This is a genomic window from Leclercia sp. M50 (genome assembly GCF_037150775.1).
GTDB lineage: Bacteria > Pseudomonadota > Gammaproteobacteria > Enterobacterales > Enterobacteriaceae > Enterobacter.
The window spans coordinates 1-25,859 of sequence record NZ_JBBCPK010000068.1; the positions used below are offsets into that span (position 1 = coordinate 1).

The following is a 25,859-nucleotide window of genomic DNA, read 5'->3' on the forward strand; positions in this document are numbered from 1 at the left end:
GTCTGTCAGGAGGGGCTGAACAATATCGTCAAACACGCCAACGCCAGCGCGGTGACGCTGCAGGGCTGGCAGCAGCATGAAAGCCTCAGGCTGGTGATTGAAGACGATGGCTGCGGCCTGCCGCCGGGCTCGGGGCAACAAGGCTTTGGCCTGGCGGGGATGCGCGAACGCGTGAAGGCGCTGGGCGGCACGCTGACTATCTCCTGCACACACGGGACGCGCGTCAGCGTCAGTTTACCGCTTCGGAGTCACCATGTTTAAACCCCCTGTCGATGCAGTCCCGATAAGCGATAAGGCGGAAATCGACGCCCGCTATCGTTACTGGCGACGCCATATTCTGATCACCCTCTGGCTCGGCTACGCGCTGTTCTACTTCACCCGCAAAAGCTTTAACGCCGCCGCGCCGGAGATCCTCGCCAGCGGGGTGATGACCCGCACCGATATCGGCCTGCTGGCGACGCTGTTTTACATCACCTATGGCCTGTCGAAGTTCTTCTCCGGCATCGTCAGCGACCGCTCCAACGCCCGCTACTTTATGGGTTTTGGCCTGATCGCCACCGGGGTGGTGAACATCCTGTTCGGCTTCTCCACCTCGCTCTGGGCCTTCGCCCTGCTGTGGGCGCTGAACGCCTTTTTCCAGGGCTGGGGCGCGCCGGTCTGTGCCCGCCTGCTCACCGCCTGGTACTCGCGCAACGAGCGCGGCGGCTGGTGGGCGATCTGGAACACCGCCCATAACGTCGGCGGGGCGCTGATCCCGATGGTGGTCGGCGCGGCGGCGCTGCACTACGGCTGGCGCGCGGGGATGATGATTGCCGGTTGTCTCGCGATCCTCGCCGGGCTGTTTCTCTGCTGGCGTCTGCGCGATCGGCCGCAAACCGTGGGCCTGCCGGCGGTGGGCGACTGGCGGCACGACGCGCTGGAGATTGCCCAGCAGCAGGAGGGGGCCGGGCTGTCCCGCAAAGCGATCCTCACCCGATATGTGCTGAAAAACCCCTATATCTGGCTGCTGTCGCTCTGCTACGTGCTGGTCTACGTGGTGCGCGCGGCGATCAATGACTGGGGCAATCTGTACATGTCCGAGACGCTGGGTGTGGATCTGGTCACCGCCAACTCGGCGGTGACGATGTTTGAGCTGGGCGGGTTTATCGGCGCGCTGGTGGCGGGCTGGGGCTCGGATAAGCTCTTCAACGGCAACCGTGGTCCAATGAACCTCATTTTTGCCGCCGGGATTTTACTCTCGGTCGGTTCCCTGTGGTTGATGCCGTTTGCCAGCTACGTGATGCAGGCGGCGTGCTTCTTTACCATCGGCTTCTTTGTGTTTGGCCCGCAGATGCTGATCGGCATGGCGGCGGCGGAGTGCTCCCACAAGGACGCGGCAGGGGCGGCGACCGGTTTTGTCGGGCTGTTCGCCTACCTCGGGGCATCGCTCTCCGGCTGGCCGCTGGCCAGGGTGATCGACACCTGGCACTGGAGCGGGTTCTTCGCGGTGATCGCCATCGCGGCGGGGATTTCGGCCCTGCTGCTGCTGCCGTTCCTTAACGCCCAGGCCCCGCGTGAAGCCAGTGTGATGTGATGCGCCTCACCTTTTCACCGCGAGTGGGGCAAAACTAAGAAATTTTCCCGGTTCCGCCTGGACGCTGTCTCAGGCATCTCTCCTGGCTGATTTTTACAATGCCTGCCATTCGCAGGTAAAAATCAGCTCAGGAGCAAACCATGCTGGCCTTCCTCAATCAGGTGCGCAAGCCGACCCTGGATCTGCCGCTCGATGTGCGGCGCAAAATGTGGTTCAAACCCTTCATGCAGTCCTATCTGGTGGTCTTTATCGGCTACCTGACCATGTATCTGATCCGCAAAAACTTTAACATTGCCCAGAACGACATGATCTCGACCTACGGGCTGAGCATGACCCAGTTGGGGATGATTGGCCTCGGTTTCTCCATCACCTACGGGGTGGGGAAAACCGTTGTCTCGTACTATGCGGACGGCAAAAACACCAAGCAGTTCCTGCCGTTTATGCTGATCCTCTCCGCCATCTGTATGCTCGGCTTCAGCGCCAGCATGGGCGCGGGCTCCGTCAGCCTGTTTCTGATGATCGCTTTCTACGCCCTGAGCGGTTTCTTCCAGAGTACCGGCGGGTCGTGCAGCTACTCCACCATCACCAAATGGACCCCGCGCCGCAAGCGGGGCTCGTACCTCGGCATGTGGAACATCTCCCATAACCTCGGCGGGGCGGGTGCGGCAGGGGTGGCGCTGTTCGGCGCGAACTACCTGTTCGACGGCCACGTGATCGGCATGTTTATCTTCCCGTCGATTATCGCCCTGATCGTCGGCTTTATCGGCCTGCGCTACGGCAGCGACTCCCCTGAATCTTACGGTCTGGGTAAAGCCGAAGAGCTGTTTAACGAAGAGATCAGCGAAGAGGACAAAGAGACTGAAGAGAACGAGATGACCAAATGGCAGATCTTTGTTGAGTACGTGCTGAAAAACAAAGTGATCTGGCTGCTCTGCTTCTCCAATATCTTCCTCTACGTGGTGCGCATCGGTATCGACCAGTGGTCAACCGTGTATGCCTTCCAGGAGCTGAAGCTCTCCAAAGAGGTGGCGATCCAGGGCTTCACCCTGTTTGAAGTAGGCGCGCTGGTCGGCACCCTGCTATGGGGCTGGCTCTCGGATCTCGCCAATGGCCGTCGTGCGCTGGTGGCCTGCGTCGCGCTGGCGCTGATTATCGCCACGCTGGGTATTTATCAGCATGCCAGCAACCAGTACGTCTATCTCGCCTCCCTGTTCGCGCTCGGCTTCCTGGTCTTTGGTCCGCAGCTGTTGATCGGCGTGGCGGCGGTAGGTTTTGTGCCGAAAAAAGCGATCGGCGCTGCCGATGGGATTAAAGGCACCTTCGCCTACCTGATCGGCGACAGCTTCGCCAAGCTGGGTCTGGGGATGATTGCCGACGGCACGCCGATCTTCGGTCTCACCGGCTGGGCAGGCACCTTTGCGGCGCTGGATGCGGCAGCCATCGGCTGTATCGTCCTGATGGCGATGGTCGCGGTGCTGGAAGAGCGCAAGATCCGCCGTGAAAAACGCGTGCAACGTTTGAAAGCAGCCTGAGTATGCAGGTAACTTCTTGCCCGGCGTGATGCCGGGCTTTTTTACATTCTCACCCCGATTACCTTACCCCGCTTTACACACCCGCTCCGTCCTATGCTCTACAGTTTTAGTTTGCTGCCGCCTTTCGCGCAGCCTTAGCCCCTTTGCTAACGGAGAGCTTGCATGTTGACCCGACGATTATCCTGCCTTGCGCTGCTGGTGGCGCTGGCCTCACCCGCGATGGCGGCCGATACCCCCACCTACGGCGAAAAACTGGAAGGTTTTGACTATGCCTGGCCGGTAAAACACTTCACCTTCACCTCGCAAAATCAGTCGCTGGATATGGCTTATCTGGACGTGAAGCCGGAAAAAGCCAACGGCCGCACCGTGGTGCTGATGCACGGTAAAAACTTCTGCGCCGGTACCTGGGACGGCACCATCCGCGCCCTCACCGCCAGCGGCTATCGCGTGGTGGCACCCGATCAGGTGGGCTTCTGCAAATCCACCAAGCCGGAGCGCTATCAATACACCTTCCAGCAGCTGGCGGATAACACCCATGCCCTGCTGAAAGAGCTGGGGATCGATCGCGTTACCGTTATTGGTCACTCCACCGGCGGCATGCTGGCGACCCGCTACGCGCTGATGTGGCCCCAGGAGGTGGAACAGCTGGTGATGGTCAACCCGATTGGGCTTGAGGACTGGAAGGCGCGCGGGGTGCCGCACATTACGGTCGACCAGTGGTATCAGCGCGAGCTAAAAACCAGCGCCGACGGCATCCGCCAGTACGAGAAAAACACCTACTATGCAGGGGAGTGGAAGCCGGAGTACGAGCGTTGGGTCACCATGCTCGCCGGGCTGAACAACGGGCCGGGAAAAGAACGGGTGGCCTGGAACTCGGCGCTGCTCTACGACATGATCTACACCCAGCCGGTGATGTATGAATTCAGCGAGCTGAAGATGCCGGTATTATTGATGATCGGCACGAAGGACAATACCGCCATCGGCAAAGATCTTGCCCCGCCGGAGATCCGCAAAACGCTTGGCAACTACGCGGTGCTGGGGAAGGAGACGGCGAAGCGTATCCCACACGCCACGCTGGTGGAGTTTGACGATATGGGCCATGCCCCGCAGATGCAGAACCCCGAACGTTTCCATGAGGCGCTGTTGAAGGGGTTGCAGACGCAGTAAAGCGTCACGCGATGGGTAGCGGTTTTCCCCGGCCCGATCCACTGTTTGTTGCTTTATTAATACGACGTTACCTGCTGTTGACGCGCCACGTTTCCCGATATCATGCATGGCTAATCGTAAGGAGAGTGCATGGTCTGGATAATGCTGGCTACGCTGGCCGTGGTATTTGTAGTGGGCTTTCGCGTCATGACGTCGGGTTCCCGGCGCGCCATTCGTCGTCTCAGCGAACGGCTGGGGATCACCCCTGTGCCGCTGGAGTCGATGATCGACCAGTTTGGCAAAAGCGCCGGCAACGAGTTTATCCGCTACCTGGAGCGCCCTGACGAGGCGCATCTGCTCAATGCCGCGCAGGTGCTGCTGATCTGGCAGGTGTGCATCGTTGACAGCAGTGAAAACAACCTGCAGAACTGGTATCGCCTGCTGCGCAAAGCGCGTCTCGCCGCGCCGATCACCGATGCGCAGGTTCGCCTGGCGCTCGGTTTTATGCGCGACATGGAGCCCGATCCCTACGACCTTAACGCCTTCCAGCTGCGCTATAACCAGTTCTTCCTGCCGGAAGAGGGGGTTTTCTTCCTGCACTGATCGAACTCGCCCGGTGGCGCTACGCTTACCGGGCCTACACAACCCGTAGGCCGGTGCAAGCGCAGCGCCGCCCGGCAAAAAGTGCCAAAAGTTGTCAAAACGTTAAATGGATCACATTTAAACTGTTAAACTGCGCGGCTTTCCCGCTCGTTTTCTCCTCAGGTGATGCCATGACAGAACAGATCCAATCCGCCCCTTCGCCCCATGCCGACGCGGTTTCCCGCCCGAACTGGTCGGCGGTTTTTTCCGTGGCGTTTTGCGTCGCCTGCCTCATTACCGTGGAGTTTTTGCCGGTCAGCCTGCTGACGCCGATGGCGCAGGATCTGGGCATATCTGAAGGGCTGGCGGGCCAGTCGGTTACCGTTACTGCGTTTGTGGCGATGTTTGCCAGCCTGTTTATCACCCAGGCGATCGGCACCATTGACCGTCGCAAGGTGGTGATCCTGTTCAGCGTGCTGCTGACCCTCTCCTGCCTGCTGGTCTCCTTTGCTGATAATTTCACGCTACTGCTGTTAGGGCGCGCCTGCCTCGGGCTGGGGCTCGGCGGCTTCTGGGCGATGTCCGCTTCGCTCACCATGCGGCTGGTGCCGGCGCGCACCGTGCCGAAAGCGCTCTCGGTCATCTTCGGCGCGGTCTCCATCGCGCTGGTGATTGCCGCGCCGCTCGGCAGCTTCCTCGGGGGGATTATCGGCTGGCGCAACGTCTTTAACGGTGCTGCGGTGATGGGCGTGCTCTGTATTCTGTGGGTCTGGAAGGCGCTGCCGTCGCTGCCGGGCGAAGCCGCGCACCACAAGCAGAACATGTTCAGCCTGCTGAAACGCCCGGGCGTGCTGGCGGGGATGACCGCCATCTTTATGGCCTTCGCCGGACAGTTTGCCTTCTTTACCTATATCCGCCCGGTGTTTATGACCATGGCCGGGTTTGACGTCGATGGCCTGACGCTGGTGCTTTTAAGCTTCGGTATCGCCAGCTTTGTCGGCACTTCGCTGTCGGCACAGTTCCTGAAACGCTCCCTGAAGGTGGCGCTGGCGGGGGCGCCGCTGGTGCTGGCGGTCAGCGCGCTTGTACTCATCCTGTGGGGCAGCGACAAGTGGGTCGCCTCGGCGATCGCCATTATCTGGGGCTTTGCCTTTGCGCTGATCCCGGTGGGCTGGTCGACCTGGATCACCCGCTCGCTGGCCGATCAGGCGGAAAAAGCCGGGTCCATTCAGGTGGCGGTGATCCAGCTGGCGAATACCTGCGGTGCGGCGTTGGGTGGCCTGGCGCTGGATAATTTAGGGCTCACCTCACCGGTAGTGATTTCCGGCACCCTGATGCTGTTGACGGCGCTGCTGGTGGCCGGGAAGGTGAAGGCGCAGTAAGTTTTTGGCCCTCTCCCCGCCGGGAGAGGGCATCAGGCTACGACGATGTCTGAGCCCTTCTTCTCGAATCCATCGAAATCAGCACCACCGACGACACAATCAGCAGCGTGCCCAGCCAGTCCGGCAGGGTAAACGCCACTCCCAGTAAAATCACCGACAGCAGGGCGCTGCTCAGCGGCTCGGCGCAGCTCAGAATGCTCGCCTTTGGCCCGCCAATCATCTGCGCGCCTTTCAGATAGAGGCTGAAGGTCACCGACGTGCCGATCACAACCAGGTAGAAGAAGGCCAGCAGCAGGCTGCCGTCGACCACGAAGGTGGTGTCGCGCCCGGCATAGAACGGTGTCAGCATTAACCCGGCCAGCAGCATACTCCAGCCGACAATCGGCAGGGTGCCGTAGCGGGCAATCAGCGCCGAGGGGTAGGTGGTATAGAACGCCGCGGAGAAGGCGGAGGCGATGCCCCAGCAGAGCGCGGCAGGGGAGATGGTCAGCGAAGTCGGATCCCCGTGAGTGACCAGTAAAAAGGTGCCGATGAGCGAGGTCATGATCGCCGCCAGCACGAAAATCCCCGGGCGCTTTTTACGCGCCAGCGCAAACCACGCCACGATAATGGTCGGGGAGAGGAACTGCAGCACGGTGGCGGTGGCGGCATTGGATTTTTCAATCGTCACCAGGAAGGTGAGCTGGACGATCAGCGCCCCGAAGAGAGAGAAAATCAGCAGGCTGAGGGCATCCTTGCGGTTTTTGATGACCGAGAAAATCTTGTCGCCGTGAACGAATGAGAGTGTCAGCAGGATCACGCCGGCAAACAGCAGGCGAACCATGGTGAGGTAAGGCGAGGAAATATGACTTTTCTCCATGATGTACTGCGCGCAAACCCCTGAGCTGCCCCATAAAATGGCGGCGATCAGGACGTTCAGCATCCCTTTACGTGTGGAACCCATGTTCTCCCCTGCGATATTGGCTTTTCAAAGGCCAGCAGCATAACACGGGGCCTGCCGGGTGGCGCTACGCTTACCCGGCCTACAAAACCTTGTAGGCCCGTGCAAGCGCAGCGCCGCCGGGCGCAGCAGGGGTTAGAACCAGGCTTCCCACATCGCGCCGACGTTGAAGTCGTCGAGCGTTTCGTCTTTGGAGTTGTTCACGCGGGCGGTGCGTTCGTTATCCACCTTGCCGCCGGTGACGTAGAAGCGCAGCATCGGACGGAATTCCGGGCCCATAGCGATAGACATGTTCTGCGACAGGGTCAGCTTCCAGCCTTTGTTATCGCCGCCGTTGTCGTAATCAACGTGCTGCCAGCCCGCTTCCAGCCAGGTGGAGTGAACGTCGTTCCACCAGTGCATTGGACGCACGATGGCGTTGTAGTTCTTACGGTTGTCGGTGTTGTCACGGCTGTTGTCATAGTCGTGGAAGGCCAGAATGTACTCCACCTGGGTCGCCGGGGTGAACTTGTGCAGCCCTTCGAAGCTGGCGTACACCGTGGTCAGATCCTCGGTTTTGTTGAACACGCTGTTGTCAGAGTTATCAGAGTAACGGGCGATCACTTTGTTCACGCCGCTGTCGTTGGTATGGCTCAGCACAACGCCACCCTGCCAGGCGTTGGTGCGCTCTTCGGTGTCGATGGCTTTGGAGTCAAAGCCGTAGTTGGCGTACAGCTCCAGATCGATCGGGCCGAGCTTCATGCCGTGAATTTTGGAGGTGGCCGCGTAGTTGCCCTTGTCGCCGGTGCCGGAGCCGCCGGTACAGGTGATGCGCGACGGGTTCGCTTCATCGTCCATCACTTCCGGGCTACAGGATTCCACCGCCGCCACGGTGGCCACGTCAAACTGCACGCCGCCGATGTCGAAGTTCTTCACCCCGGCACCCTGGCCATCGTGGTTCATCCAGAAGTAATCGTTGATGCCCTGTTGCGGACGCTGGTGGAAGTCACGACCCGCCCAGATATAGGCGTTCGGGTTGGATTCCAGGATATTGGTCACACCGGCGTAGGCTTTTTTCAGGTTAACTTCGTCGCCCCAGTGGTCAATCATCACGTTGACGTCCCAGATGGCGCCGTTTTCGCCCTTGAAGGCTTTGGAAAGCTGGAACTCGCCGCCGTTGCTTTCGTTACCCAGACGACCAATCGCCGAGGCGCCGTTATAGGAGCCATCTACGGCAACGTATTTCTGATCGGCGGCCTGGAAGTGGGCGCCGTAACGGGCATAACCGGTAAATTTAATGCCGAACGGGATCGCCATATCCGGAGACTGCGCGGCGCTTTGCGGTTCGTTGATGACGTCGGCTTTTTTCGCTACCGCGGCATCCATTTTTGCCTGGCGTTCTGCCAGGGCTTTATCCACCGCTTTGGCCACAATGGCGTCGATTTGCTCCTGCGTAAATTCTTGTGCGAGTACAGTCATTGGGCAAAGCGCGGCGATAACCGCCATTGTTAATGGAAGTTTTTTAATCATATTCATGGTTATCTCAATATATATTTAAATTTTATTCAGACAATAACCATCCCGTTCCGCATTGACAAAATATGTCGCTATCATCAGAACAAGTTGATTTTATTTTTTTCGGGCACAGAGGGTTTACACTATTATCGTAAAGCTATCTCCATCACTGATATTTAAATATTAGCGCTGGTATAAATGAATAATCTCTTCGGATAATTCACGGGCCAGCAGCGAGTTCATTAAATGATCCTGAGCATGCACCATAATTAAGGTCATCGGCTGACGGGCTTCGCCTGCGTCCTGTTCGATGAGTTTGGTCTGCATATGGTGCGCCTGGCGCGCGTAGCCATCGGCTTCGCGCAGCAGGCTTTTCGCTTCGTCAAAGTTGCCCTGCCGCGCAGCATGCAGTGCTTCAAAGCACAGGCTGCGCGACTGACCAGCATTGACGATGATTTCCATTACTGCTTCTTCTAAGGCAATCATCATCTTCCACTCTATTTATCGAAACTATTATTCAGAGAGGTTTCGGCAAACCATTCTCCGCTCTTTTTAATGGTGCGTTGCTGCGTTTCTAAATCGAGCTGGACAAAGCCATATCGGTTTTTATACGCATTGCACCACGACCAGTTATCAATAAATGTCCACATATGGTAGCCAAGACAATTACAGCCTTCGCTAATGCCTTTATGCAGCCATTTAAGATGTTCAGAAATAAATTCGATACGATATTGGTCGTTAATCTGACCGTTCTCAATAAAACGCTGCTCGTTTTCAACGCCCATACCATTTTCAGAAATAAAACAGCGTGGGTTGCCGTAATTATCGCGCAGGTTAATAAGAATATCGTAAATACCTGGCTCGTAGATTTCCCAGCCGCGATACGGGTTCATTTTGCGGCCCGGCATCTCGTAGCTGTCGAAGAACCACTCCGGCATAAACGGCGCGTTGGGATTAATGGCCGTATCACGGCACTTCACCCGACGCGGCTGGTAGTAGTTAATGCCCAGCAGGTCGATTTTACCGTCGGCAATCAGCGCGCTGTCCTCTGGCAGACAGGCAGGCAGCTGATCGTGCGCTTTCAGCATCGCCACCAGATCTGCCGGGTATTCACCGCACAGCACCGGGTCGAGGAAGCTGCGGTTAAACAGCAGATCGCAGTGGTGCGCAGCTTTCACGTCCGCCGGGTTCTGCGAGCGCGGATAGGACGGCGTCAGGTTCAGTACGATGCCAATCTCACCGGCATAATGCCCGGCGCGGAAGGCGCGAACCGCCTGCGCATGGGCCAGCACTGTGTGATAAGCCACGGTGGCGGCGCGACGGAAATCGACCACGTTCGGGTAGTGGAAGTCATACAGATACCCGCCCTCTACCGGCACAATCGGCTCGTTAAAGGTAAACCAGTGCATTACCCGATCACCAAAAAGCTCAAAGCAGGTTTCTGCGTAGCGGGCATAGGCCGCGACCACATCGCGGTTTTCCCAGCCGCCAATCTCCTGCATCGCCATCGGCATGTCGAAGTGGAACAGGGTGATGAATGGCGTAATGCCCTGGGCGATCAGTTCGTCGATCACCTGGTTGTAAAACGCCACCGCTTCCTGGTTCACTTCACCGGTACCTTCCGGGATCAGGCGCGCCCAGCTTATCGAGGTGCGAAAGCTATTGTGGTTCAGCTGCTTTAACAGCTGAATGTCGGCTTTCCAGTGCTGATAAAACGTGGAGGTATTCTGCGGCCCCACCCCGTTGTGAAAGCGATTTGGCTGTGTGGCGAACCAGTGATCCCAGGTGGTTAATCCTTTGCCGCCGCCCTGGCTTTCCCCTTCGGTTTGCAGTGCAGAACAGGCGCTACCCCACCAGAAGTTTTCGGGAAATGCATATTTCATAAAACGTCCTCTTTGACTTAATTGCCGACGGTCTCTGCTGCACCTACGGACGCCTGCGCTTTCTGCTCTTCGGTTTTCACCAGGGAGCGCTCATAAGCACGCAGGAACGGTAAATACATCAGCGCCGACATCACCATACAAATGACGCACATCACCACCGGACTCAGGGCCCAGTTTGCCGCCCAGGAGGCGCCAATCGGAGCCGGCGTCGTCCACGGCGTCAGCGACACAACCTGTGCCAGCCAGCCGAGTTTGGTGGCGGTATACGCCAGACAAGCGTTGATCATCGGAACGAACACGAACGGAATAAACAGCATCGGGTTCATGATGATCGGCGCACCGAACAGAATCGGTTCGTTGATATTAAAGAAGCTTGGCACGATGCCCATTTTGCCGATGGTGCGCAGGTGCGTTGCACGGCTACGCAGCAGCAGGAAGGCCAGCGGCAGGGTAGAGCCCACGCCGCCAATCAGCAGGTAGTGATCCCAGAAGCCCTGCAGATAGACGTGCGGCAGTGCTGCGCCGGCAGCCAGTGCGGCTTGGTTGGCAGAAAGGTTAGCCATCCAGAACGGGTTCATGATGCCGGTGACAATCAGCGCGCCGTGGATGCCGGCAAACCAGAAGATCTGGCACAGCAGCACAGAGAGCAGAATGGCAGGCAGGGAGTCAGAGGCGGAAACCAGCGGCTCCAGCAGGTGCATAATCGCCTGCGGAATGATCATCCCGGTTTGCGCTTCGATAAACAGGTTCAGCGGGTGCAACGTACCGATTATCACCACCACCGGGATCAGGATCTCAAACGAGCGCGCCACGCCGGTCGGCACTTCCTTCGGCAGGCGAATAGTGACGTTATGATCCTTCAGCCAGGCGTAGACGCGGGTGGCATAGATAGAGGTGATCAGCGCGGTGAAGATCCCCTGGCCCGACAGATACTGGGTGGAGATTTTACCGTCGGCATACGGCGCGGCGACCAGCAGGAATGCCATAAAGGCCAGCAGGCCGGACATTACCGGGTCGAGATTAAACTGGCGGCCCAGGCTGGCGCCAATCCCTACCGAGATAAAGAAGGTCATCACGCCCATGCTGAGGTTAAACGGCAACATCAGCTGGTCGCGGTAGGTTTCAGAGAAGTCCAGCCAGCCGCGGGCAAAGCTGTTGGTGGTATCCGCGGAGAACGGCGGGAAGATGAACACCAGCATAAACGAGCCGATGATCATAAACGGCAGCGCGGCGGTAAAGCCGTCGCGGATGGCAATCACGTACTTCTGCTGGCCCAGCTTGCCTGCCAGCGGCGCGATGGACTGCTCAATTACGGCAACCATAGATTGATATAACGAACTCATGAGAACACCTTCTTAGTGTGCCGCTTCGATGAGCGACAGAGCATAGTCCAGCACTTTATCGCCACGTTGCATACCGTAATCCATTGTATCGATGGACTGAACGGGTATGCCCTGAGTGGCAGCCTTATCTGAGAGCGTTTTTAACATGTATTTGACTTGCGGTCCGAGAAGCACGACCTGATATTGCGGAAACTGTGTATCAAATTCTGAAACACCGTACGCATCGATTTTGACGGGGAGTCCGCGTTCTTCCGCGGCTTCGACCATTTTCCGTACCAGCAGACTGGTGGACATCCCGGCAGAACAGCACAGCATAATCTTGAACATCGACAACCATCCTCAAAATGTAAATAGTTATTGCGGAGATGATTGGATAACATATGGAAACCGGTTTCCATGCATATAAGACAGAAGTGTGACAGCCATCAAGATCCATTACTTATAGGGGCTGTTTATCGGATTTGGGTCACATATTTTGGCTGCTTTTACATCACTAAGAGTGGAAACGGAAAATCGGTTTCCATAGAAAACGGAAACAGATATACTCCTGAGTGGCTATAATATGAGCCGAAGTGGAATCAGGAATTACAGGGGCCTGGAGAGACCTGTCAGGGGATAAAGATGTCTACAATCAACGATGTATCACGTCTGGCCGGGGTGTCCAAAGCCACGGTATCACGGGTGTTGAGCGGGTCGCGCGGCGTGAAGGAAGCCAGCCGTCAGGCCGTACTGAAAGCAGTTGAAGAGCTGAACTACCGGCCAAACGTGATTGCCCAGTCGCTGCTGAGCCAGACAACCGGTTGTATCGGCGTGATTTGCGCCCACGACAACATCAACCAGACTACGGGTTACCTTTACGCGCTGGAAAAACACCTTAGCCAGCACCAGAAGCACCTGCTGCTTCGCTTCGCCAACACCAAAGCCGAAGTCATGGGCGCGCTGGATGAACTCTCCTGCGGGCTATGCGATGACATTCTGATTATCGGCGCCCGTTTTCCACTGCATATCGACCAGGAGAATGTCATCCTGGTGGACTGCATGGAAACCGGTAACGTCAACAGTATCCAGTATGACCACGCTTTTGCCGCGGAAACCGCTTGTAATTTCCTCGCCAGCCAGGGGCGACGCCAGATTGCCCTGATCCACCCGTACGGCAGTGGTTTTGCCGATCAGGTGCTGCTGGGCTACAAGCATGGGCTGGAAAAGAACTTCCTGCCGTTTAATCGCAACCTGGTCTTTATGGAAGCCACCTCATCCTCCGTGGCCCTGCAGGAGCTGCTCAATAACGCCTCTACGCTCAATTTCAACGCCTTACTGGTGGCCGACGAGCAGGAAGCGCAGCGGGTGATCCCCCAACTCCAGGCGTTTAACCGATCGGTACCGGGCGACATCATGGTCTTCAGTCTGGCGGGGTCACTGCATCTGCCGGGTATTCCAACCATTCCGGCGATTGAGTACTCAATGGATGCCATGGCGGCACGGATCGTCAGCTGGCTGAATGAGAAGACCCAGATGCTGGGTTCGTATGTGCTGCGCGGGGATTTAATTATTCCGGATGTGCGTCGCTAAAAAATTAAGGGGGCTGCATGGCCCCTTTATGCGTAATCAGTAATCCTCCATGCAGTCCACCTGACTGACGGCATCCCAGTAACCTTCCTGATTGTTCCGCTCCATCGCCACCACCGCGTTTTTGACCAGCATCTGATTCGCCTCAGACGCCATAATCATCGCCTGCCACTCTTTATCGGTTTGCTTGCGTTGCGGGGCACAGGCTTTTTTCACATCCTTTAAAACCGCCTGTTTCATCTGCTCTAGCTTTGCCGGATCGTTCATCTCCTGAGCATGAACGAAGGCGGCGAAAAGCAGGCAGACGATGAGGCAAAACAGGTGCGCTGACTTCATGGAAACCTCCGGAAAAAAACACACACGTTTATGAAATATATCGTTACATCCGCCGTTGCGACCCAAGCCGAAAGTATTAATTTTGCCAATAGTTGCGCAGGGGTACGACTAAGCGTAGCCGCAGAATTTGCCGGAGAGGGAAGCGCAGAAGAAAAATGTGTGACGGCTGGCGGGTGACAGGTAACAAGGGGTGATAGTGCTCGCAAAGGCAATTTTTCGTTGATTTCAGTTACATTTTTTAACCCATACAGGACCAGAATTTGGCGTTTGTATCCCGGGCGGAGTATGCGATAGTCGATCTGCAACGTAACGGGGGATTGATATGCAACTGAGTATTACCGACACCATTACCGAACACGAGCAGGAAGAGTTACTCCAGCTACTGCGGATCTATAACAGCCAGTTTATTGATTTTTCCCGCGTGGGGAGCGATCTCGCCGTCTATGCCCGCGATGACAGCGGCAACATGCGCGGCGGACTCATCGGCAACCGCCAGGGCGAGTGGTTGAATATCAAATACCTGTGGGTATCCGATGAATTGCGTGGAAGCGGGCTTGGCAGCCAGTTGATGCATGCCGCTGAAGAAGAGGCCCGGAAGCAGGGGTGCCGACATGCACTGGTGGACACTTTCAGTTTCCAGGCGCGTCCGTTTTATGAAAAGCAGGGCTATAAGCTGGAAATGACGCTCAACGATTTTCCCTACCCGGGAATTCAACGACATTACCTGTCGAAGGCGCTTTAACCGCCAATACCACTGCCCATCACCGCCAGAGCATGGCGCACAATACGTTCCGGCGAGAGGGCGCTTAACCTCTCGTCATTGCGCATGCGCGAAAAGGGCACCAGCACCAGACTCAACAGCGTGGTGAATAAAAGCTCCGGCGCCAGATCGCGGTTCAGTTTACCCTCCTGCTGCCAGCGGGCAACGGTATCCAGCATCCCCTGATATTTCTCATCGCCAAAGCGGGCCTGCAGATGCGCGCGCAGTACCGGCATTTCACCGATCACCTCCTGCATCCACAGCGGCGCGAACCAGTGATGCTTTACGGCCAGTTCGGCCAGCTTTTCCACCATCAACCTCAGGGCGGTAACCGGATCGTCCGGGTGAGCGCTGAAAAGCGTCGCGATGGCGCTGCGAAGCGGCAGAAAACGCTCCTCGATCATCGCATCAAGCAGTTGTTCCCGGGAGTTGAAGTAGTAGTGCAGCATTGCCGGCGTCACGCCCGCTTCTTTGGCAATGGCATTAAGCGAGGTGCGGGCAATACCCTGGCGCGCAAAGAGATCGAGGGCGATATCCAGCAGCTGCTCCCGGCTGGTGGCGGTGGGTTTGCTTCCGCGTGGGCGTCCGGGACGGCGAGCCTGTGGCGTAGGGTCGGAATTATCTTTATGTGCTGACATGCGCGGAGGATCCCTTGACCTGATTCATAACTTCATTAAATATTAATTATCCAATTAATTAATTTCAAGCGGTGTTTTATGGTCTCCGATTCAACAACGCAAACCAAAAACGCGCCCCCGGTGCGGCTGCTCTTCAGCGCGCTCCTGCTGGTGATGCTGCTCTCGGCTCTCGATCAGACCATCGTCTCCACGGCGCTGCCCACCATTGTGGGCGAGCTGGGCGGCCTGGATAAACTCTCCTGGGTCGTGACGGCCTATATTCTGAGCTCCACGATTGTGGTGCCGCTGTACGGTAAGTTTGGCGATCTCTTTGGCCGCAAAATCGTGCTGCAAATCGCGATTGTCCTGTTTCTGGTAGGCTCCGCCCTGTGCGGGCTGGCGCAGAATATGACCCAGCTGGTGCTGATGCGCGCCCTGCAAGGGCTGGGCGGCGGGGGGCTGATGGTGATCAGCATGGCGGCGGTGGCCGACGTTATTCCCCCCGCGGAGCGTGGCCGCTATCAGGGCTTATTCGGCGGGGTCTTTGGGCTCGCGACGGTGATTGGTCCGCTGGTCGGTGGTTTTCTGGTGCAGCACGCCTCCTGGCGCTGGATTTTCTACATCAATCTGCCGCTGGGCCTGTTTGCCCTGCTGGTGATTGGCGCGGTCTTCCGCGGCAGCGCGAAGCGCAACAAACATGAGATCGACTATCTGGGGGCGATTTACCTTAGCATGGCCCTGCTGTGCATCATTCTGTTTACCAGCGAAGGGGGCACGGTACGCGAGTGGAGCGACCCGCAGCTGTGGTGCATTCTGGCCTTTGGCCTGACGGGTATCGCCGGGTTTATCTACGAAGAGCGTCTGGCGTGGGAGCCGATTATTCCCCTGTCGCTTTTCCGGGATCGCAGCTTTCTGCTGTGCAGCCTGATTGGCTTTATTATCGGTATGTCGCTGTTTGGCTCGGTCACCTTCCTGCCGCTCTATCTGCAGATTGTCAAAGAGGCGACCCCGACTGAAGCCGGTTTACAGCTGATCCCGCTGATGGGCGGACTGCTGCTGACCTCAATTATCAGCGGGCGCATTATCAGCCGCACTGGGAAATACCGCCTGTTCCCCATCCTCGGTACCCTGCTGGGTGTGGTCGGTATGGCCCTGCTCACACGGATCACCATCGAATCACCGATCTGGCAGCTTTACCTGTTTACCGGCGTGCTGGGGGCGGGGCTGGGTCTGGTGATGCAGGTGCTGGTGCTGGCAGTTCAGAACAGCGTCTCATCCAGCCAGTATGGTGTGGCCACTTCAGGCGTAACGTTGTTCCGCTCCATCGGCGGGGCGATTGGCGTGGCGCTGTTTGGCGCGGTCTTCACCCACGTATTGCAGTCGGGCCTGATGGCGCGGATCCCCGAGGGGACCGAACTGCCGCGGGAGATGAACCCCACCGCCATTCATCACCTGCCGGATGCCCTGCGCCTGGACTACCTAGACGCCTTTGGCTCCGCCATTCATGCGGTGTTTTTGATGGCTGCCGCGATCATGGTGCTGGCCTTTGTCCTGTCGTGGTTCCTGCGTGAGGCGCCGCTGCGCAAGCGGGAGGCGTAAAGTTAGCGGGTCAGCTATTTGTTGCGAGTCGCTTTCCGAATTTTGACGTTCTGGCTTGTCATTCCCGACGCTGCTGGCGCATGCTTTGTCCTGGTTAATAAATCAGCAGAGGTTGCGATGGAACGTAAAGCAAAACTGTTCAAAAAAGGGCGAAACCAGGCGGTCTTACTGCCTGCTGAGTTCGCGTTTGACTCAGAGAATGTCTGGATCCGGCGGGATGAAGAGGGGAATGTAGTTTTGGCTGCAAAACCTGACAAGGAAAAAAGCTGGGATGAATTTTTCAGGATGCTGGAAAACACCACCGTACCGGATTCATTTTTAAGTCCGGAGGAAAGAAATCAGAGTATTACAAAGAGGGATCCTCTGGATGGAGTTCAGGTATGAAACATATGCTGGATACGAATATTGTGAGCCATTTATTTAAAAGGCATCCTGGTGTTGTAAATAGAATGACTAACCTGAAGCCAGCGGACGTATGTATCTCAAGTATCACAGAAGCTGAGCTGCTTTATGGGGCGGATAAAAAACAAAGCAGTAGGTTAAAAGAGACCATAAAGACGTTTCTGAACACTATTACTATCTATGACTGGGACAGTGGCGCCGCAGCCGCTTACGGCAAGCTCCGTGCTGAGATGGAAACTCGAGGTAAAGTGATGGCAGACCTTGATCAGTTGATCGCAGCCCATGCCATCAGCCGGGGCACAACGATTGTGACTAACGATCAGGCTTTCGCCATGGTGCAGGAACTGACAGTCGAAGACTGGACTACCGCAGCCTGACTCCCCCCACCCGGTGGCGCGACGCTTACCGGGCCTGCGACAGTTCTCCGTCTCTGCACGTAGGCCGGGCAAGCGCAGCGCCGCCCGGCAAAACCCGCATATAACTTATCCTTCTTATTGATTCCTTTTCGTTTTTTAACCTGCCGCTGGGTTGCCGATATAGTCGATAAAACATTTCTCAAAAGGACTGACCGGTGAAACTTCGATTGGGTGCTCTTCTTCTTGCTGGCCTGCTGCTGGCGGGCTGCGACCAAAGCGGCAGCGATGCTAAACACATTAAGGTCGGCGTGATCAACGGCGCCGAGCAGGACGTGGCGGAAGTCGCCAAAAAAGTGGCGAAAGAGAAGTTCGGCCTCGACGTTGAGCTGGTGGGCTTTAGCGGCTCGCTGCTGCCAAACGACGCCACTGACCACGGTGAGCTGGACGCCAACGTCTTCCAGCATCGCCCATTCCTGGCGGAAGACAACAAAGCACACGGCTACAAGCTAGTGGCAGTGGGCAACACCTTTGTCTTCCCGATGGCGGGTTATTCCCGCAAGATCAAATCGGTCTCTGAACTCAAAGATGGCGCAACCATCGCCATTCCGAACGACCCCACCAACCTGGGCCGGGCGCTGTTGCTGCTGCAAAACGAAAAGCTGATCGCCCTGAAACCGGACGTTGGTTTACTGCCGACGGCGCTGGATATCACCGCCAACCCAAAAAACCTGAAAATCATGGAGCTGGAGGGGGCGCAACTGCCGCGCGTGCTGGACGATCCGAAAGTGGATGTGGCGATTATCAGCACCACCTATCTCCAGCAAACCGGGCTGTCGCCGGTGCATGACAGCGTCTTTATCGAAGATAAAAACTCACCTTACGTGAACATTGTGGTGACGCGGGAAGATAATAAAGATGCCCAGAAGGTGAAGGAGTTTATCCAGGCGTACCAGTCGCCAGAGGTCGCGAAGGCGGCAGAGACCATCTTTAACGGCGGGGCAGTGCCGGGCTGGGAATAAATCATCATGCCGCTCATTGCGGCATGAAGATAAGTTGGCCCAATCCCATCGTTGAATGCCCTTTAGCCCACATTCTGCCGTTCCTCCTCCGGCTATTCTTTCTGCAATACAGACCGGAGGAGAGCTCATGAACATCACCCACATTCGTAACGCGACACAGCTTATCACCTATGCCGGAAAGCGCTTTCTGGTTGACCCGATGCTGGCACCTAAAGGGACTTACCCCGGCTTTCCGGGCACTGCCCGGGAGGCGATCCGCAACCCGATGGTGGAACTGCCCTGTCCGATTGAAACCCTGCTGGATGTCGATGCCGTTATCGTAACCCATACCCACCCCGATCACTGGGATCAGTACGCCATCGAGCGGATCGCCAAAGACAAACCGATCTTCGTGCAGAACGAAGATGACGCGCAGCTGCTGCGCAGCCAGGGCTTCACCCAACTTAGCGTGCTGACGGACAACAGCCCGTTTGGCGATATCCAGCTAAGTAAAACCGACGGCGGCCAGCACGGTACCGATCGCGCCTATGCGGTGCCGGAGCTGGCGGAGCGGCTGGGCGAAGCCTGCGGCGTGGTGTTTCGTCATCCTGACGAAAAGACGCTCTGCATTGTTGGGGATACGATCTGGCGCGAGGCGGTAGCAACCGACCTGCAAAAACATCAGCCGGATGTGGTGGTCATCAACGCCGGTTATGCCCACGTGATCGGGTTTGGGCCGATCATCATGGGTCAGGAGGATGTGCTGAATATCCACTTCCTGCTACCGCAGGCGAAAATTGTGGCGGTCCATATGGAGGCCATCAACCACTGCCTGCTGACCCGCAGCGCGTTGCGCCAGTATGCAGAGGATAATCAGGTCAGCGACGTGCTGAGCATTCCTCAGGACGGTGAATCCGTTATATTCTGAGGCAATCAGGGGAAAGGAGAGATCAATGCCGCTTACTCACGTTGCCATTGTCGCCGTGGACGGGTTCAGCCCGTTCCACTACTCCGTCCCCTGCATTCTGTTTGGCGATACCGTTTCCGGTAAAAAGCGTTTTAATGTGACGATCTGCGCCGAAAAGCCCGGACTCCTGACCTCGCCTGACGGCTTCGCGCTCAACGCAACGCAGGATTATTCTGCCATCGGGCAGGCCGATATCGTAGTGGTGCCTTACTGGCAACACGTACTGGCGCGTCCCCCGCAGGCGCTGCTCGACAGCCTGGTGCAGGCCAAAGACCGCGGGGCGGAGATCGTCGGGCTCTGTCTGGGGTCGTTTGTTCTTGGATACGCCGGCATTCTCGACGGCAAACGTGCGGCAACCCACTGGGAATTCGAACGCCAGTTTCAGACGCTTTTCCCGAACGTGCAGCTCGATATCAACGCGCTGTACGTTGATGACGACCGCATCATCACCTCTGCCGGTACCGCCGCCGCGCTGGACTGCTGCCTGTACATTATCCGTCAGCGCTTTGGCGGCGTGGTGGCCAACCAGATTGCCCGGCGGATGATCGTGCCGCCCCACCGCGAGGGCGGGCAGGCGCAGTTTATCGCCCAGCCGGTGCCGGAAACCACCCGTGATGCGCGGATCAACAATCTGATCGACTATCTCCAGCGTAACATCAGCCAGCCGCTCAGCCTGGATGCGCTGGCAGAGAGCGTGGCGATGAGTCGCCGCACCCTGACCCGCCATTTTATGAAAGCCACCGGGATGAGTGTGGCCTCGTGGATCACCGCCGAACGCCTGCGGCGTAGCCAGCTGTTGCTGGAGAGCAGCAATCTGCCGATAGAGGCGGTGGCAGAGCAGGTGGGCTATCTCTCAGCCGTAACCTGGCGTCAGAAGTTTAAGGCCCGCTTTGGCGTCAGCCCGGCGGAGTGGCGCAAAACCTTCCGCACGCAGGCCCAGGCCGGATAAGCGTAGCGCCATCCGGCATTTACCCCAGCCGCGCCATTCTCGTCTCGCCTTCCACCATCGACAGCTGATACAGCGAAAACGATCGATGCTTCTCAATGAGGTTCGCCAGCTCCGGCGAGTGGCTGGTGAGCCAGATCTGCGAATAGCGGCTGGCCTCAGCAATCAGGCTCGCCAGAGCAGGCAGCATCTGAGGATGCAGGCTGTTTTCCGGTTCGTTGAGGGCGATAAAAGCGGGCGGGCGCGGGCTGAGCAGGGCCACCGCCAGACAGAGAAAACGCAGCGTGCCGTCGGAAAACTCTGCGGGCTCCAGCGGTCGGCTTAAGCCTTCGCGCTGCATCATCATCCGGAAACGTCCGCCCGTATTGTCGCTGTAAAAGACGCAGCCGGGGAAAGCCTGGTCGAGAATACGCATCAGCAGCATCTCGTCACCAATCTCGACGATGGTCTGAAACGCGGCCGCTAGGTTTGCGCCGTCGCTGGCCAGCACTGGCGAACGGAACCCCACCTGCGGGGCGCGCATCGCCGAACCGGATGAAACAGAAAACTCATGATAAAAACGCCAGTTACGCAGGGATTCGCGCATCTGCGACACCTCGGGGTAGAGGTGCGGCTCGCCGAGCTGGCCGAAGACCGATTCGTTCTCATACAGGGTGCCGCTGTGGGTCACCTTCTCGTGATGAACATTATTCAGAAACACGGTCTGGTTTTTGCGCTGCATCAGGCGTGCGGAGGGACGCCGCTGATGGCCGCTCAGCCAGATGGACTCCTCTTTGATGACCGGATCGAGCTGAAACTGCGAGGGATAAGGCAGCTTTTCGACAAAACCCACCTGCAGTTCATACTCGTAAGTTTCGGTTTCCACCGCCAGATTCATCCGCCGCAGCTGGTCGCTGCGGGTTTTGCCTGCCCAGAACACCTTCAGAATGCCGCCTTCATTCGCCAGCGCCTGGGAAAACTGCCCCTGAGCCGCGCTGTGCATCAGGTGGATGGCTTTATAGATATTCGATTTTCCGCTGCCGTTCGGGCCGAAAACGACATTGAGCTGCTCCAGATCCAGCGACATGTCGCGAATCGAACGGTAGTTTTGAATGTGCAGGGTGTTGATCATGGGCGGACCCTTTTGCGGCTTAAACCTGTATAAAGTTACAGTATTTTAAGCAAACTGCAAAAAAAAGACGACAGTGAGGGTGTCGTCTAAACGGGGTACTGCTTTGGGCCTCTCGGGGTCAATGGGGCCTTCGCATTGTGAATTTCAGGCTACAGCGAGACGCAGACCTAAATCATCCGGGTAGGGATCAAAGTAGTTTTGCGTCATCAGGTACTGGTCAGGATATTCCGCCAGATAGTGCTTCAGCAGCGTGAGCGGGGCGAGAATAGGCAGTAATCCGTCACGGTAATGCAGGATCACGTCGCGCAGTTCGCCGCGCTGGCGGCTGTTAAGCTGGTTACGGAAATAGCCCTGAATATGCATCAGGACGTTAGTGTGGTTTTTGCGCGAGGCGGGTTGCTTCAGGATCGCCATCAGCTTTTCGCGGTACGCCTCGAAGAAAGCGTTCAGATCTTCCCACTCGTGCAGCGAAGCGACGAACGGGCCAATCTCCCGGTAGCCTGCCTGATGATGGGCCAGCAGCTGGAGTTTGTAACGACTGTGGAAGTCCAGAAGCGCGCGGCGCGTCAGGCCATTGGCGCGCAGGGTGTTCAGTTCGTGAAGGGCAAAGACGCGCTCAACAAAATTCTCCCGCAGTACCGGATCGTGCAGGCGTCCATCCTCCTCCACCGGTAGCCATGGCCAGGTTTCAAGGAGCGCAGCGGTGAACAGCCCGACACCCTCCTTGCGGCCCCGGTTGCCGTTTTCATCATAAAGCCGCACGCGTTCCATGCCGCAGCTGGGGGATTTGGCACAGACGATAAAGCCAGCAAGATCGCCGATTTTTGGCAGATAACCCGCCGCAAAATCGGCCATCTTCTGCGTAACGTCTTCATGAGGCGCTTTGCTGAACCGCATCTGCGTCTCACCGCTGTCGGTCAGGACCAGGCGCAGCGCCGGACGAGGCGTCGGCAGACCAATAGCCATTTCCGGACAGACGGGCCTGAAGTTGACCCACTGGGCCAGCTCATCCATGACAAAGCCCATACGCTTATGCCCGCCGTCGAAGCGAACGGCGGAACCGGTTAAACATCCGCTAATACCCAGTACAGGTTTCGTTGTCATGGTGTGTACCTCCAGAGCCTATATCTAAAAGTTACACAACTTGACTATTTTGTCCAAGTATTGGCGAAACTATTTTTTAATGTGTATAAATATCAACGATTTTTAGCTGCCCTTATAAGTCGAGTAACCGTACTGGCTGAGCAGCAGAGGGATGTGCAGCTTCTCGTTGGTGCGGGTCACGGTAAACAGCACCGGGATCTCCGGGAAGAACGACTGCAGCTTATTCGCCTGGAAGTACTCTGCGGTTTTAAACGTCACTTTATAGACGCCAGGCTGCATATCCTGATCCTCGGGATAGAGCGACTTGATGCGGCCATCCTGGTCGGTTTTGCCGCTGGCAACAGGGGTCCATTTGTCCTGCTGCTGTTTTTCCAGCGTAACGCTGACGCCCGGCGGCGGGGTACCGGTTTGCTGGTCAAGAATATGCACGCTCAGCGTACCGACAGGGGCGCTAAAGGCGACAGGAGCAAAGGCCATAGAGGCCAGGATCAGCAGAGGGACACTTTTTTTCATTGGGTTTTCCTGTGGAGTAGTAAGTCACAGGAAAACGTTAGCATTTGCCGCGCGGGAAAATATTCAACTTTTCGTGACAATTCCCGCAGGAGAAAATCATCGGAGGATAATCACCTCAAGGGAAACCTGCTGCTGCCACTGCTCAACCTGCCTTTTGCGCGCGGCATTGAGCTTACCGCTGGTGACCAACAGCCACTTGCGGTCCGGGAAGATCTCCGGTGCCAGTGCGGCAGGCGGAATGGGCAGGAGGGTGATTCGATGGCCCTGGCCGGTGCGCGCCAGGGCTTCAAGCCAGATTTCACACGGGTCGTTCAGGTGCCAGCCGCTGAGCAGAAGGTTGTCGCCCGGCGCTTTCTTATCGCCCTCAAGGCAAAACGAGGTATAGGCGATGATGATGCCGTCGAGGATCTCGCGCAGGGTCATGGCGGCGGGAACGTTCGCCGAGACCTGGCTGCGCAGGGGGCGTAACACCTTCGCGACCAGCTCTGGCCGGGGATACTCGCGGCCAGCATCGTAAATCATCTGGCGCAGGGATTCGATTTTGCCCGCCTGCAGACGGTCCAGCATGTTCTGTTGCAGCGTTTGCCAGTTATTGGTACGGCTCGGAACAGGGCGCTCCAGCAGCGGCTTCACCTGGCCAATCGGAACGCCTTTTTTTACCCAGTCGAGGATTTTCAGCGCCTGTTGGATATCCTCTTCGCTGTACTGGCGATGGCCGCCCTCCGTGCGCTGCGGCTTGAGTAAACCGTAGCGGCGCTGCCACGCCCGCAGGGTGGTGGCGGTGATCCCGCTGAGTCTGGCGAATTCGCCGATGGAGTAGGCCATGTCTGCGTCCGAAGGAAAGGATTAATCTCAATATACTACGAATATTTGCCTGCGGGATGAAGCACCAGAGCGGTGCACTACACTTTACATCCAGACGCGCAAATGAAAGGAGCTCTCATGAAACTATGGCCTGTTGTGACCGGTGTCGCCATTGCGCTGACCCTGGTTGCCTGTAAATCCCCTACGCCGCCGAAAGGCGTGCAGCCGATAACCAACTTTGACGCCAGCCGCTATCTCGGCAAATGGTACGAAGTCGCCCGCCTGGAAAACCGCTTCGAACGTGGTCTGGAGCAGGTTACCGCCACCTACGGCAAGCGCAGCGACGGGCAGATCAGCGTTATCAACCGCGGATACGATCCGGTGAAACGCAAGTGGAACGAGAGCGAGGGGAGAGCCTCCTTCACCGGCGCGCCGACCACCGCCGCGCTGAAGGTTTCGTTCTTCGGCCCGTTCTACGGCGGGTATAACGTCATCAAGCTGGACGATAACTACCAGTACGCGCTGGTCAGCGGCCCGAACCGGGACTACCTGTGGCTCCTGTCGCGCACCCCGACCATTCCGGATGCGGTGAAAGAGGATTACCTCAATACCGCGCGCAGCCTGGGCTTCCGGGTCGATCAGCTGGTATGGGTTAAGCAGTAAATATCGTGCATTCCGGGGCGGTAAAAGCGGACCCGCTGATGCCGCCCTCTCCTGTGGGGAGAGGGATAAAAAGGGCTGGCTCGTCAGGAATTGACTAAATGTGAAACGCCACGCGCTTTCCGGTCGGGAGTTCAACATCCAGGCTTAGTTTACCGCCCATCGCCTCGATATAGCGTTTTAGCGTGGTGATTTTTAGTTCATTGCCACGCTGCTCAAGTTGGGTGATAGCGGGCTGGCTGATGCCCATCACTTCCGCAACATGTTTTTGCGATAATTTCAGTTCCTCGCGCATCATTTGCAGGCCCGTTTCCAGAATCATTTCGTCGGCCATTTCTTTGATGCGTTTTTGGCTTTCAGGGGAACGCGAAGCGATCGCTTCATTCAGGGTTTTCAATTTCTTGTCTCCATTACATGATGTCATCCTTGATAAGTTATTAATTGTATAAGCTACAGCTTATAAATACACCTGCTCAGGCTTGATGTAGATTCGTTTCCCGGCCATGATCGCATTATGAAAATTGAACCCGCAGTTCCCTCACAATTTGACCGTCTTGTCGCGATCTGGGAGTCTTCCGTTCGCGCCACTCACCACTTTTTGCAGGAGAGCGATATTGCGGCATTACGCCCGTTATTGCTCAACGCCTATTTACCGAATTTAAACGTCGTCATTGCCCGGGATGAAACCGGCGATATTCACGGTTTTTTGGGTGTGAATGAGAACCGCATTGAAATGTTGTTTGTGGATGATGCGAGCCGGGGGAAAGGCGTCGGCACGCTGCTGCTGAGGCACGCCATTGAACACTTTGGCGCCAATGAAGTGGATGTGAATGAGCAGAACCCGCAGGGCGTAGGGTTTTATCGCCACAGAGGGTTTGAGCAGGTTGGCCGATCGGAGCGGGACGGGCAGGGGAATGCGTTTCCGTTGTTGCATATGCGGCTTTCTGTTTCCTGAGCAGGAGGCGGTTGCTCGGAATCGTAGGCCCGGTAAGCGTAGCGCCACCGGGCATCAGGTTTGTGCTGGGAGGGGAGGGGAGGGGAATATGCCGCATGAGTGGTGGTTCCGTTCACCTTACGTTCGCTGCTGCTCTGTAACCCACGTCACCTGTGAACGTGTTAAGGGGCTTGCCGCCGCCCCTTAACAATCCCGGCTCCCGGCAAAGAAAATCGCCGCTTCGCGGATTGTTCGCCCCATCCCTGGGGCTCACCCCTTCGGGGCCAGCGCAAGCGCTGTCCAAAATTGCT

At 57.1% G+C, this 25,859-nt stretch carries 29 protein-coding genes; 16 read left to right on the forward strand and 13 right to left on the reverse strand.

Annotation, left to right across the window (positions count from 1 at the left end):
• The 6 genes from WFM46_RS16350 to nepI form a co-directional block, all read left to right on the forward strand.
• Positions 1–261: ATP-binding protein (locus tag WFM46_RS16350; protein ID WP_336998015.1), on the forward strand; the 261-nt coding region annotated here is incomplete at its 5' end.
• Positions 254–1,573 carry an MFS transporter family glucose-6-phosphate receptor UhpC gene (locus WFM46_RS16355; RefSeq protein WP_180210669.1) on the forward strand — a complete coding sequence of 440 codons (1,320 nt, stop codon included), beginning with the start codon at positions 254–256 and terminating at the stop codon, positions 1,571–1,573. The genes WFM46_RS16350 and WFM46_RS16355, both read left to right, overlap by 8 nt.
• Before the next feature lie 140 nt (positions 1,574–1,713).
• Positions 1,714–3,105 carry a hexose-6-phosphate:phosphate antiporter gene (gene uhpT, locus WFM46_RS16360; RefSeq protein WP_336998016.1) on the forward strand — a complete coding sequence of 464 codons (1,392 nt, stop codon included), beginning with the start codon at positions 1,714–1,716 and terminating at the stop codon, positions 3,103–3,105.
• A gap of 162 nt (positions 3,106–3,267) precedes the next feature.
• Positions 3,268–4,272 carry an alpha/beta fold hydrolase gene (locus WFM46_RS16365; RefSeq protein ID WP_336998017.1) on the forward strand — a complete coding sequence of 335 codons (1,005 nt, stop codon included), beginning with the start codon at positions 3,268–3,270 and terminating at the stop codon, positions 4,270–4,272.
• A gap of 129 nt (positions 4,273–4,401) precedes the next feature.
• Positions 4,402–4,854 carry a DUF1198 domain-containing protein gene (locus WFM46_RS16370; RefSeq protein ID WP_336998018.1) on the forward strand — a complete coding sequence of 151 codons (453 nt, stop codon included), beginning with the start codon at positions 4,402–4,404 and terminating at the stop codon, positions 4,852–4,854.
• 170 nt (positions 4,855–5,024) lie between these two features.
• A complete protein-coding gene (nepI, locus tag WFM46_RS16375; RefSeq protein WP_180210672.1) occupies positions 5,025–6,215 on the forward strand; it encodes a purine ribonucleoside efflux pump NepI in 1,191 nt (396 codons plus the stop codon).
• 37 nt (positions 6,216–6,252) lie between these two features.
• On the opposite strand, the gene WFM46_RS16380 is transcribed toward nepI, so the two are convergent.
• From WFM46_RS16380 to WFM46_RS16405, 6 genes are all read right to left on the reverse strand, one after another.
• The gene (locus tag WFM46_RS16380; protein WP_103177665.1) at positions 6,253–7,158 is read right to left on the reverse strand and encodes a DMT family transporter; all 906 of its coding nucleotides are present in this window, start codon (positions 7,156–7,158) and stop codon (positions 6,253–6,255) included.
• Between the two features lie 132 nt (positions 7,159–7,290).
• Positions 7,291–8,670: a carbohydrate porin gene (locus WFM46_RS16385; protein WP_336998019.1), complete on the reverse strand. Its 1,380-nt coding sequence runs from the start codon at positions 8,668–8,670 to the stop codon at positions 7,291–7,293.
• Positions 8,671–8,832: 162 nt separating this feature from the next.
• Entirely contained in the window at positions 8,833–9,135 is a 303-nt protein-coding gene (locus tag WFM46_RS16390) for a PTS lactose/cellobiose transporter subunit IIA (protein WP_072250852.1), read from the reverse strand.
• Between the two features lie 11 nt (positions 9,136–9,146).
• Entirely contained in the window at positions 9,147–10,532 is a 1,386-nt protein-coding gene (locus WFM46_RS16395) for a glycoside hydrolase family 1 protein (protein WP_336998020.1), read from the reverse strand.
• A gap of 17 nt (positions 10,533–10,549) precedes the next feature.
• Positions 10,550–11,875, reverse strand: a complete 1,326-nt coding sequence (locus WFM46_RS16400; RefSeq protein ID WP_103177668.1) for a PTS sugar transporter subunit IIC — start codon at positions 11,873–11,875, stop codon at positions 10,550–10,552.
• Positions 11,876–11,887: 12 nt separating this feature from the next.
• Positions 11,888–12,202 carry a PTS sugar transporter subunit IIB gene (locus WFM46_RS16405; RefSeq protein ID WP_103177669.1) on the reverse strand — a complete coding sequence of 105 codons (315 nt, stop codon included), beginning with the start codon at positions 12,200–12,202 and terminating at the stop codon, positions 11,888–11,890.
• Positions 12,203–12,496: 294 nt separating this feature from the next.
• On the opposite strand from WFM46_RS16405, the gene WFM46_RS16410 reads away from it, so the two are divergent.
• The gene (locus WFM46_RS16410; protein WP_103177670.1) at positions 12,497–13,444 is read left to right on the forward strand and encodes a LacI family DNA-binding transcriptional regulator; all 948 of its coding nucleotides are present in this window, start codon (positions 12,497–12,499) and stop codon (positions 13,442–13,444) included.
• Between the two features lie 36 nt (positions 13,445–13,480).
• Here WFM46_RS16410 and WFM46_RS16415 read toward each other — a convergent pair whose 3' ends face one another.
• The gene (locus WFM46_RS16415; protein WP_103177671.1) at positions 13,481–13,777 is read right to left on the reverse strand and encodes a YicS family protein; all 297 of its coding nucleotides are present in this window, start codon (positions 13,775–13,777) and stop codon (positions 13,481–13,483) included.
• 322 nt (positions 13,778–14,099) lie between these two features.
• Here WFM46_RS16415 and WFM46_RS16420 point away from each other — a divergent pair, with 322 nt between their 5' ends.
• Positions 14,100–14,519 carry a GNAT family N-acetyltransferase gene (locus tag WFM46_RS16420; RefSeq protein WP_103177672.1) on the forward strand — a complete coding sequence of 140 codons (420 nt, stop codon included), beginning with the start codon at positions 14,100–14,102 and terminating at the stop codon, positions 14,517–14,519.
• On the opposite strand, the gene WFM46_RS16425 is transcribed toward WFM46_RS16420, so the two are convergent.
• Entirely contained in the window at positions 14,516–15,175 is a 660-nt protein-coding gene (locus WFM46_RS16425; RefSeq protein WP_336998021.1) for a TetR/AcrR family transcriptional regulator, read from the reverse strand. The genes WFM46_RS16420 and WFM46_RS16425 overlap by 4 nt on opposite strands.
• A 78-nt stretch (positions 15,176–15,253) precedes the next feature.
• Here WFM46_RS16425 and WFM46_RS16430 point away from each other — a divergent pair, with 78 nt between their 5' ends.
• From WFM46_RS16430 to WFM46_RS16455, 6 genes are all read left to right on the forward strand, one after another.
• Positions 15,254–16,753, forward strand: a complete 1,500-nt coding sequence (locus WFM46_RS16430; RefSeq protein ID WP_156653661.1) for an MDR family MFS transporter — start codon at positions 15,254–15,256, stop codon at positions 16,751–16,753.
• A gap of 117 nt (positions 16,754–16,870) precedes the next feature.
• Positions 16,871–17,137 (forward strand): antitoxin, encoded by a 267-nt coding sequence (locus WFM46_RS16435; protein ID WP_336998022.1) that lies wholly within the window; start codon positions 16,871–16,873, stop codon positions 17,135–17,137.
• Positions 17,134–17,532 carry a type II toxin-antitoxin system VapC family toxin gene (locus WFM46_RS16440; RefSeq protein ID WP_336998023.1) on the forward strand — a complete coding sequence of 133 codons (399 nt, stop codon included), beginning with the start codon at positions 17,134–17,136 and terminating at the stop codon, positions 17,530–17,532. The genes WFM46_RS16435 and WFM46_RS16440 overlap by 4 nt, the downstream gene beginning before the upstream one ends.
• Positions 17,533–17,726: 194 nt before the next feature.
• The gene (gene nlpA / locus WFM46_RS16445) at positions 17,727–18,530 is read left to right on the forward strand and encodes a lipoprotein NlpA (protein ID WP_103824283.1); all 804 of its coding nucleotides are present in this window, start codon (positions 17,727–17,729) and stop codon (positions 18,528–18,530) included.
• Between the two features lie 127 nt (positions 18,531–18,657).
• On the forward strand, positions 18,658–19,437 hold the full coding sequence (locus WFM46_RS16450) for an MBL fold metallo-hydrolase (protein ID WP_336998024.1): 780 nt from the start codon (positions 18,658–18,660) through the stop codon (positions 19,435–19,437).
• A gap of 25 nt (positions 19,438–19,462) precedes the next feature.
• Positions 19,463–20,425, forward strand: a complete 963-nt coding sequence (locus tag WFM46_RS16455; RefSeq protein WP_336998025.1) for a GlxA family transcriptional regulator — start codon at positions 19,463–19,465, stop codon at positions 20,423–20,425.
• A 19-nt stretch (positions 20,426–20,444) separates the two neighbouring features.
• On the opposite strand, the gene WFM46_RS16460 is transcribed toward WFM46_RS16455, so the two are convergent.
• From WFM46_RS16460 to WFM46_RS16475, 4 genes are all read right to left on the reverse strand, one after another.
• On the reverse strand, positions 20,445–21,533 hold the full coding sequence (locus tag WFM46_RS16460; RefSeq protein ID WP_336998026.1) for an AAA family ATPase: 1,089 nt from the start codon (positions 21,531–21,533) through the stop codon (positions 20,445–20,447).
• A gap of 144 nt (positions 21,534–21,677) precedes the next feature.
• Positions 21,678–22,637 (reverse strand): YbgA family protein, encoded by a 960-nt coding sequence (locus WFM46_RS16465; protein ID WP_103177681.1) that lies wholly within the window; start codon positions 22,635–22,637, stop codon positions 21,678–21,680.
• 102 nt (positions 22,638–22,739) lie between these two features.
• Complete coding sequence (uraH, locus tag WFM46_RS16470) at positions 22,740–23,150, reverse strand: hydroxyisourate hydrolase (RefSeq protein ID WP_336998027.1); 411 nt, start codon at positions 23,148–23,150, stop codon at positions 22,740–22,742.
• A gap of 96 nt (positions 23,151–23,246) precedes the next feature.
• On the reverse strand, positions 23,247–23,975 hold the full coding sequence (locus tag WFM46_RS16475) for a MerR family transcriptional regulator (RefSeq protein WP_336998028.1): 729 nt from the start codon (positions 23,973–23,975) through the stop codon (positions 23,247–23,249).
• Between the two features lie 117 nt (positions 23,976–24,092).
• Between WFM46_RS16475 and WFM46_RS16480 the strand changes: the two genes are divergently transcribed.
• Positions 24,093–24,617: a lipocalin family protein gene (locus tag WFM46_RS16480; protein WP_103177683.1), complete on the forward strand. Its 525-nt coding sequence runs from the start codon at positions 24,093–24,095 to the stop codon at positions 24,615–24,617.
• Positions 24,618–24,711: 94 nt separating this feature from the next.
• Here WFM46_RS16480 and WFM46_RS16485 read toward each other — a convergent pair whose 3' ends face one another.
• On the reverse strand, positions 24,712–25,011 hold the full coding sequence (locus WFM46_RS16485) for a helix-turn-helix domain-containing protein (protein WP_156653669.1): 300 nt from the start codon (positions 25,009–25,011) through the stop codon (positions 24,712–24,714).
• 117 nt (positions 25,012–25,128) lie between these two features.
• Here WFM46_RS16485 and WFM46_RS16490 point away from each other — a divergent pair, with 117 nt between their 5' ends.
• The gene (locus tag WFM46_RS16490) at positions 25,129–25,569 is read left to right on the forward strand and encodes an acetyltransferase (protein WP_336998029.1); all 441 of its coding nucleotides are present in this window, start codon (positions 25,129–25,131) and stop codon (positions 25,567–25,569) included.
• Positions 25,570–25,859 lie beyond the last annotated feature (290 nt).

Bases quoted from the DNA above. Each gene is read 5' to 3' on its own strand.
- WFM46_RS16425 (WP_336998021.1), bottom strand. From the start codon at position 15,175: ATGTCAGCACATAAAGATAATTCCGACCCTACGCCACAGGCTCGCCGT.
- WFM46_RS16490 (WP_336998029.1), top strand. From the start codon at position 25,129: ATGAAAATTGAACCCGCAGTTCCCTCACAATTTGACCGTCTTGTCGCG.
- WFM46_RS16365 (WP_336998017.1), top strand. From the start codon at position 3,268: ATGTTGACCCGACGATTATCCTGCCTTGCGCTGCTGGTGGCGCTGGCC.
- WFM46_RS16385 (WP_336998019.1), bottom strand. From the start codon at position 8,670: ATGAATATGATTAAAAAACTTCCATTAACAATGGCGGTTATCGCCGCG.
- WFM46_RS16440 (WP_336998023.1), top strand. From the start codon at position 17,134: ATGAAACATATGCTGGATACGAATATTGTGAGCCATTTATTTAAAAGG.
- WFM46_RS16420 (WP_103177672.1), top strand. From the start codon at position 14,100: ATGCAACTGAGTATTACCGACACCATTACCGAACACGAGCAGGAAGAG.
- uraH (WP_336998027.1), bottom strand. From the start codon at position 23,150: ATGAAAAAAAGTGTCCCTCTGCTGATCCTGGCCTCTATGGCCTTTGCT.
- WFM46_RS16435 (WP_336998022.1), top strand. From the start codon at position 16,871: ATGGAACGTAAAGCAAAACTGTTCAAAAAAGGGCGAAACCAGGCGGTC.
- WFM46_RS16355 (WP_180210669.1), top strand. From the start codon at position 254: ATGTTTAAACCCCCTGTCGATGCAGTCCCGATAAGCGATAAGGCGGAA.
- WFM46_RS16410 (WP_103177670.1), top strand. From the start codon at position 12,497: ATGTCTACAATCAACGATGTATCACGTCTGGCCGGGGTGTCCAAAGCC.
- WFM46_RS16380 (WP_103177665.1), bottom strand. From the start codon at position 7,158: ATGGGTTCCACACGTAAAGGGATGCTGAACGTCCTGATCGCCGCCATT.
- WFM46_RS16405 (WP_103177669.1), bottom strand. From the start codon at position 12,202: ATGTTCAAGATTATGCTGTGCTGTTCTGCCGGGATGTCCACCAGTCTG.
- WFM46_RS16395 (WP_336998020.1), bottom strand. From the start codon at position 10,532: ATGAAATATGCATTTCCCGAAAACTTCTGGTGGGGTAGCGCCTGTTCT.
- WFM46_RS16480 (WP_103177683.1), top strand. From the start codon at position 24,093: ATGAAACTATGGCCTGTTGTGACCGGTGTCGCCATTGCGCTGACCCTG.
- WFM46_RS16400 (WP_103177668.1), bottom strand. From the start codon at position 11,875: ATGAGTTCGTTATATCAATCTATGGTTGCCGTAATTGAGCAGTCCATC.
- WFM46_RS16450 (WP_336998024.1), top strand. From the start codon at position 18,658: ATGAACATCACCCACATTCGTAACGCGACACAGCTTATCACCTATGCC.
- WFM46_RS16430 (WP_156653661.1), top strand. From the start codon at position 15,254: ATGGTCTCCGATTCAACAACGCAAACCAAAAACGCGCCCCCGGTGCGG.
- WFM46_RS16370 (WP_336998018.1), top strand. From the start codon at position 4,402: ATGGTCTGGATAATGCTGGCTACGCTGGCCGTGGTATTTGTAGTGGGC.
- WFM46_RS16455 (WP_336998025.1), top strand. From the start codon at position 19,463: ATGCCGCTTACTCACGTTGCCATTGTCGCCGTGGACGGGTTCAGCCCG.
- WFM46_RS16475 (WP_336998028.1), bottom strand. From the start codon at position 23,975: ATGGCCTACTCCATCGGCGAATTCGCCAGACTCAGCGGGATCACCGCC.
- WFM46_RS16390 (WP_072250852.1), bottom strand. From the start codon at position 9,135: ATGATTGCCTTAGAAGAAGCAGTAATGGAAATCATCGTCAATGCTGGT.
- uhpT (WP_336998016.1), top strand. From the start codon at position 1,714: ATGCTGGCCTTCCTCAATCAGGTGCGCAAGCCGACCCTGGATCTGCCG.
- WFM46_RS16460 (WP_336998026.1), bottom strand. From the start codon at position 21,533: ATGATCAACACCCTGCACATTCAAAACTACCGTTCGATTCGCGACATG.
- WFM46_RS16465 (WP_103177681.1), bottom strand. From the start codon at position 22,637: ATGACAACGAAACCTGTACTGGGTATTAGCGGATGTTTAACCGGTTCC.
- nepI (WP_180210672.1), top strand. From the start codon at position 5,025: ATGACAGAACAGATCCAATCCGCCCCTTCGCCCCATGCCGACGCGGTT.
- WFM46_RS16415 (WP_103177671.1), bottom strand. From the start codon at position 13,777: ATGAAGTCAGCGCACCTGTTTTGCCTCATCGTCTGCCTGCTTTTCGCC.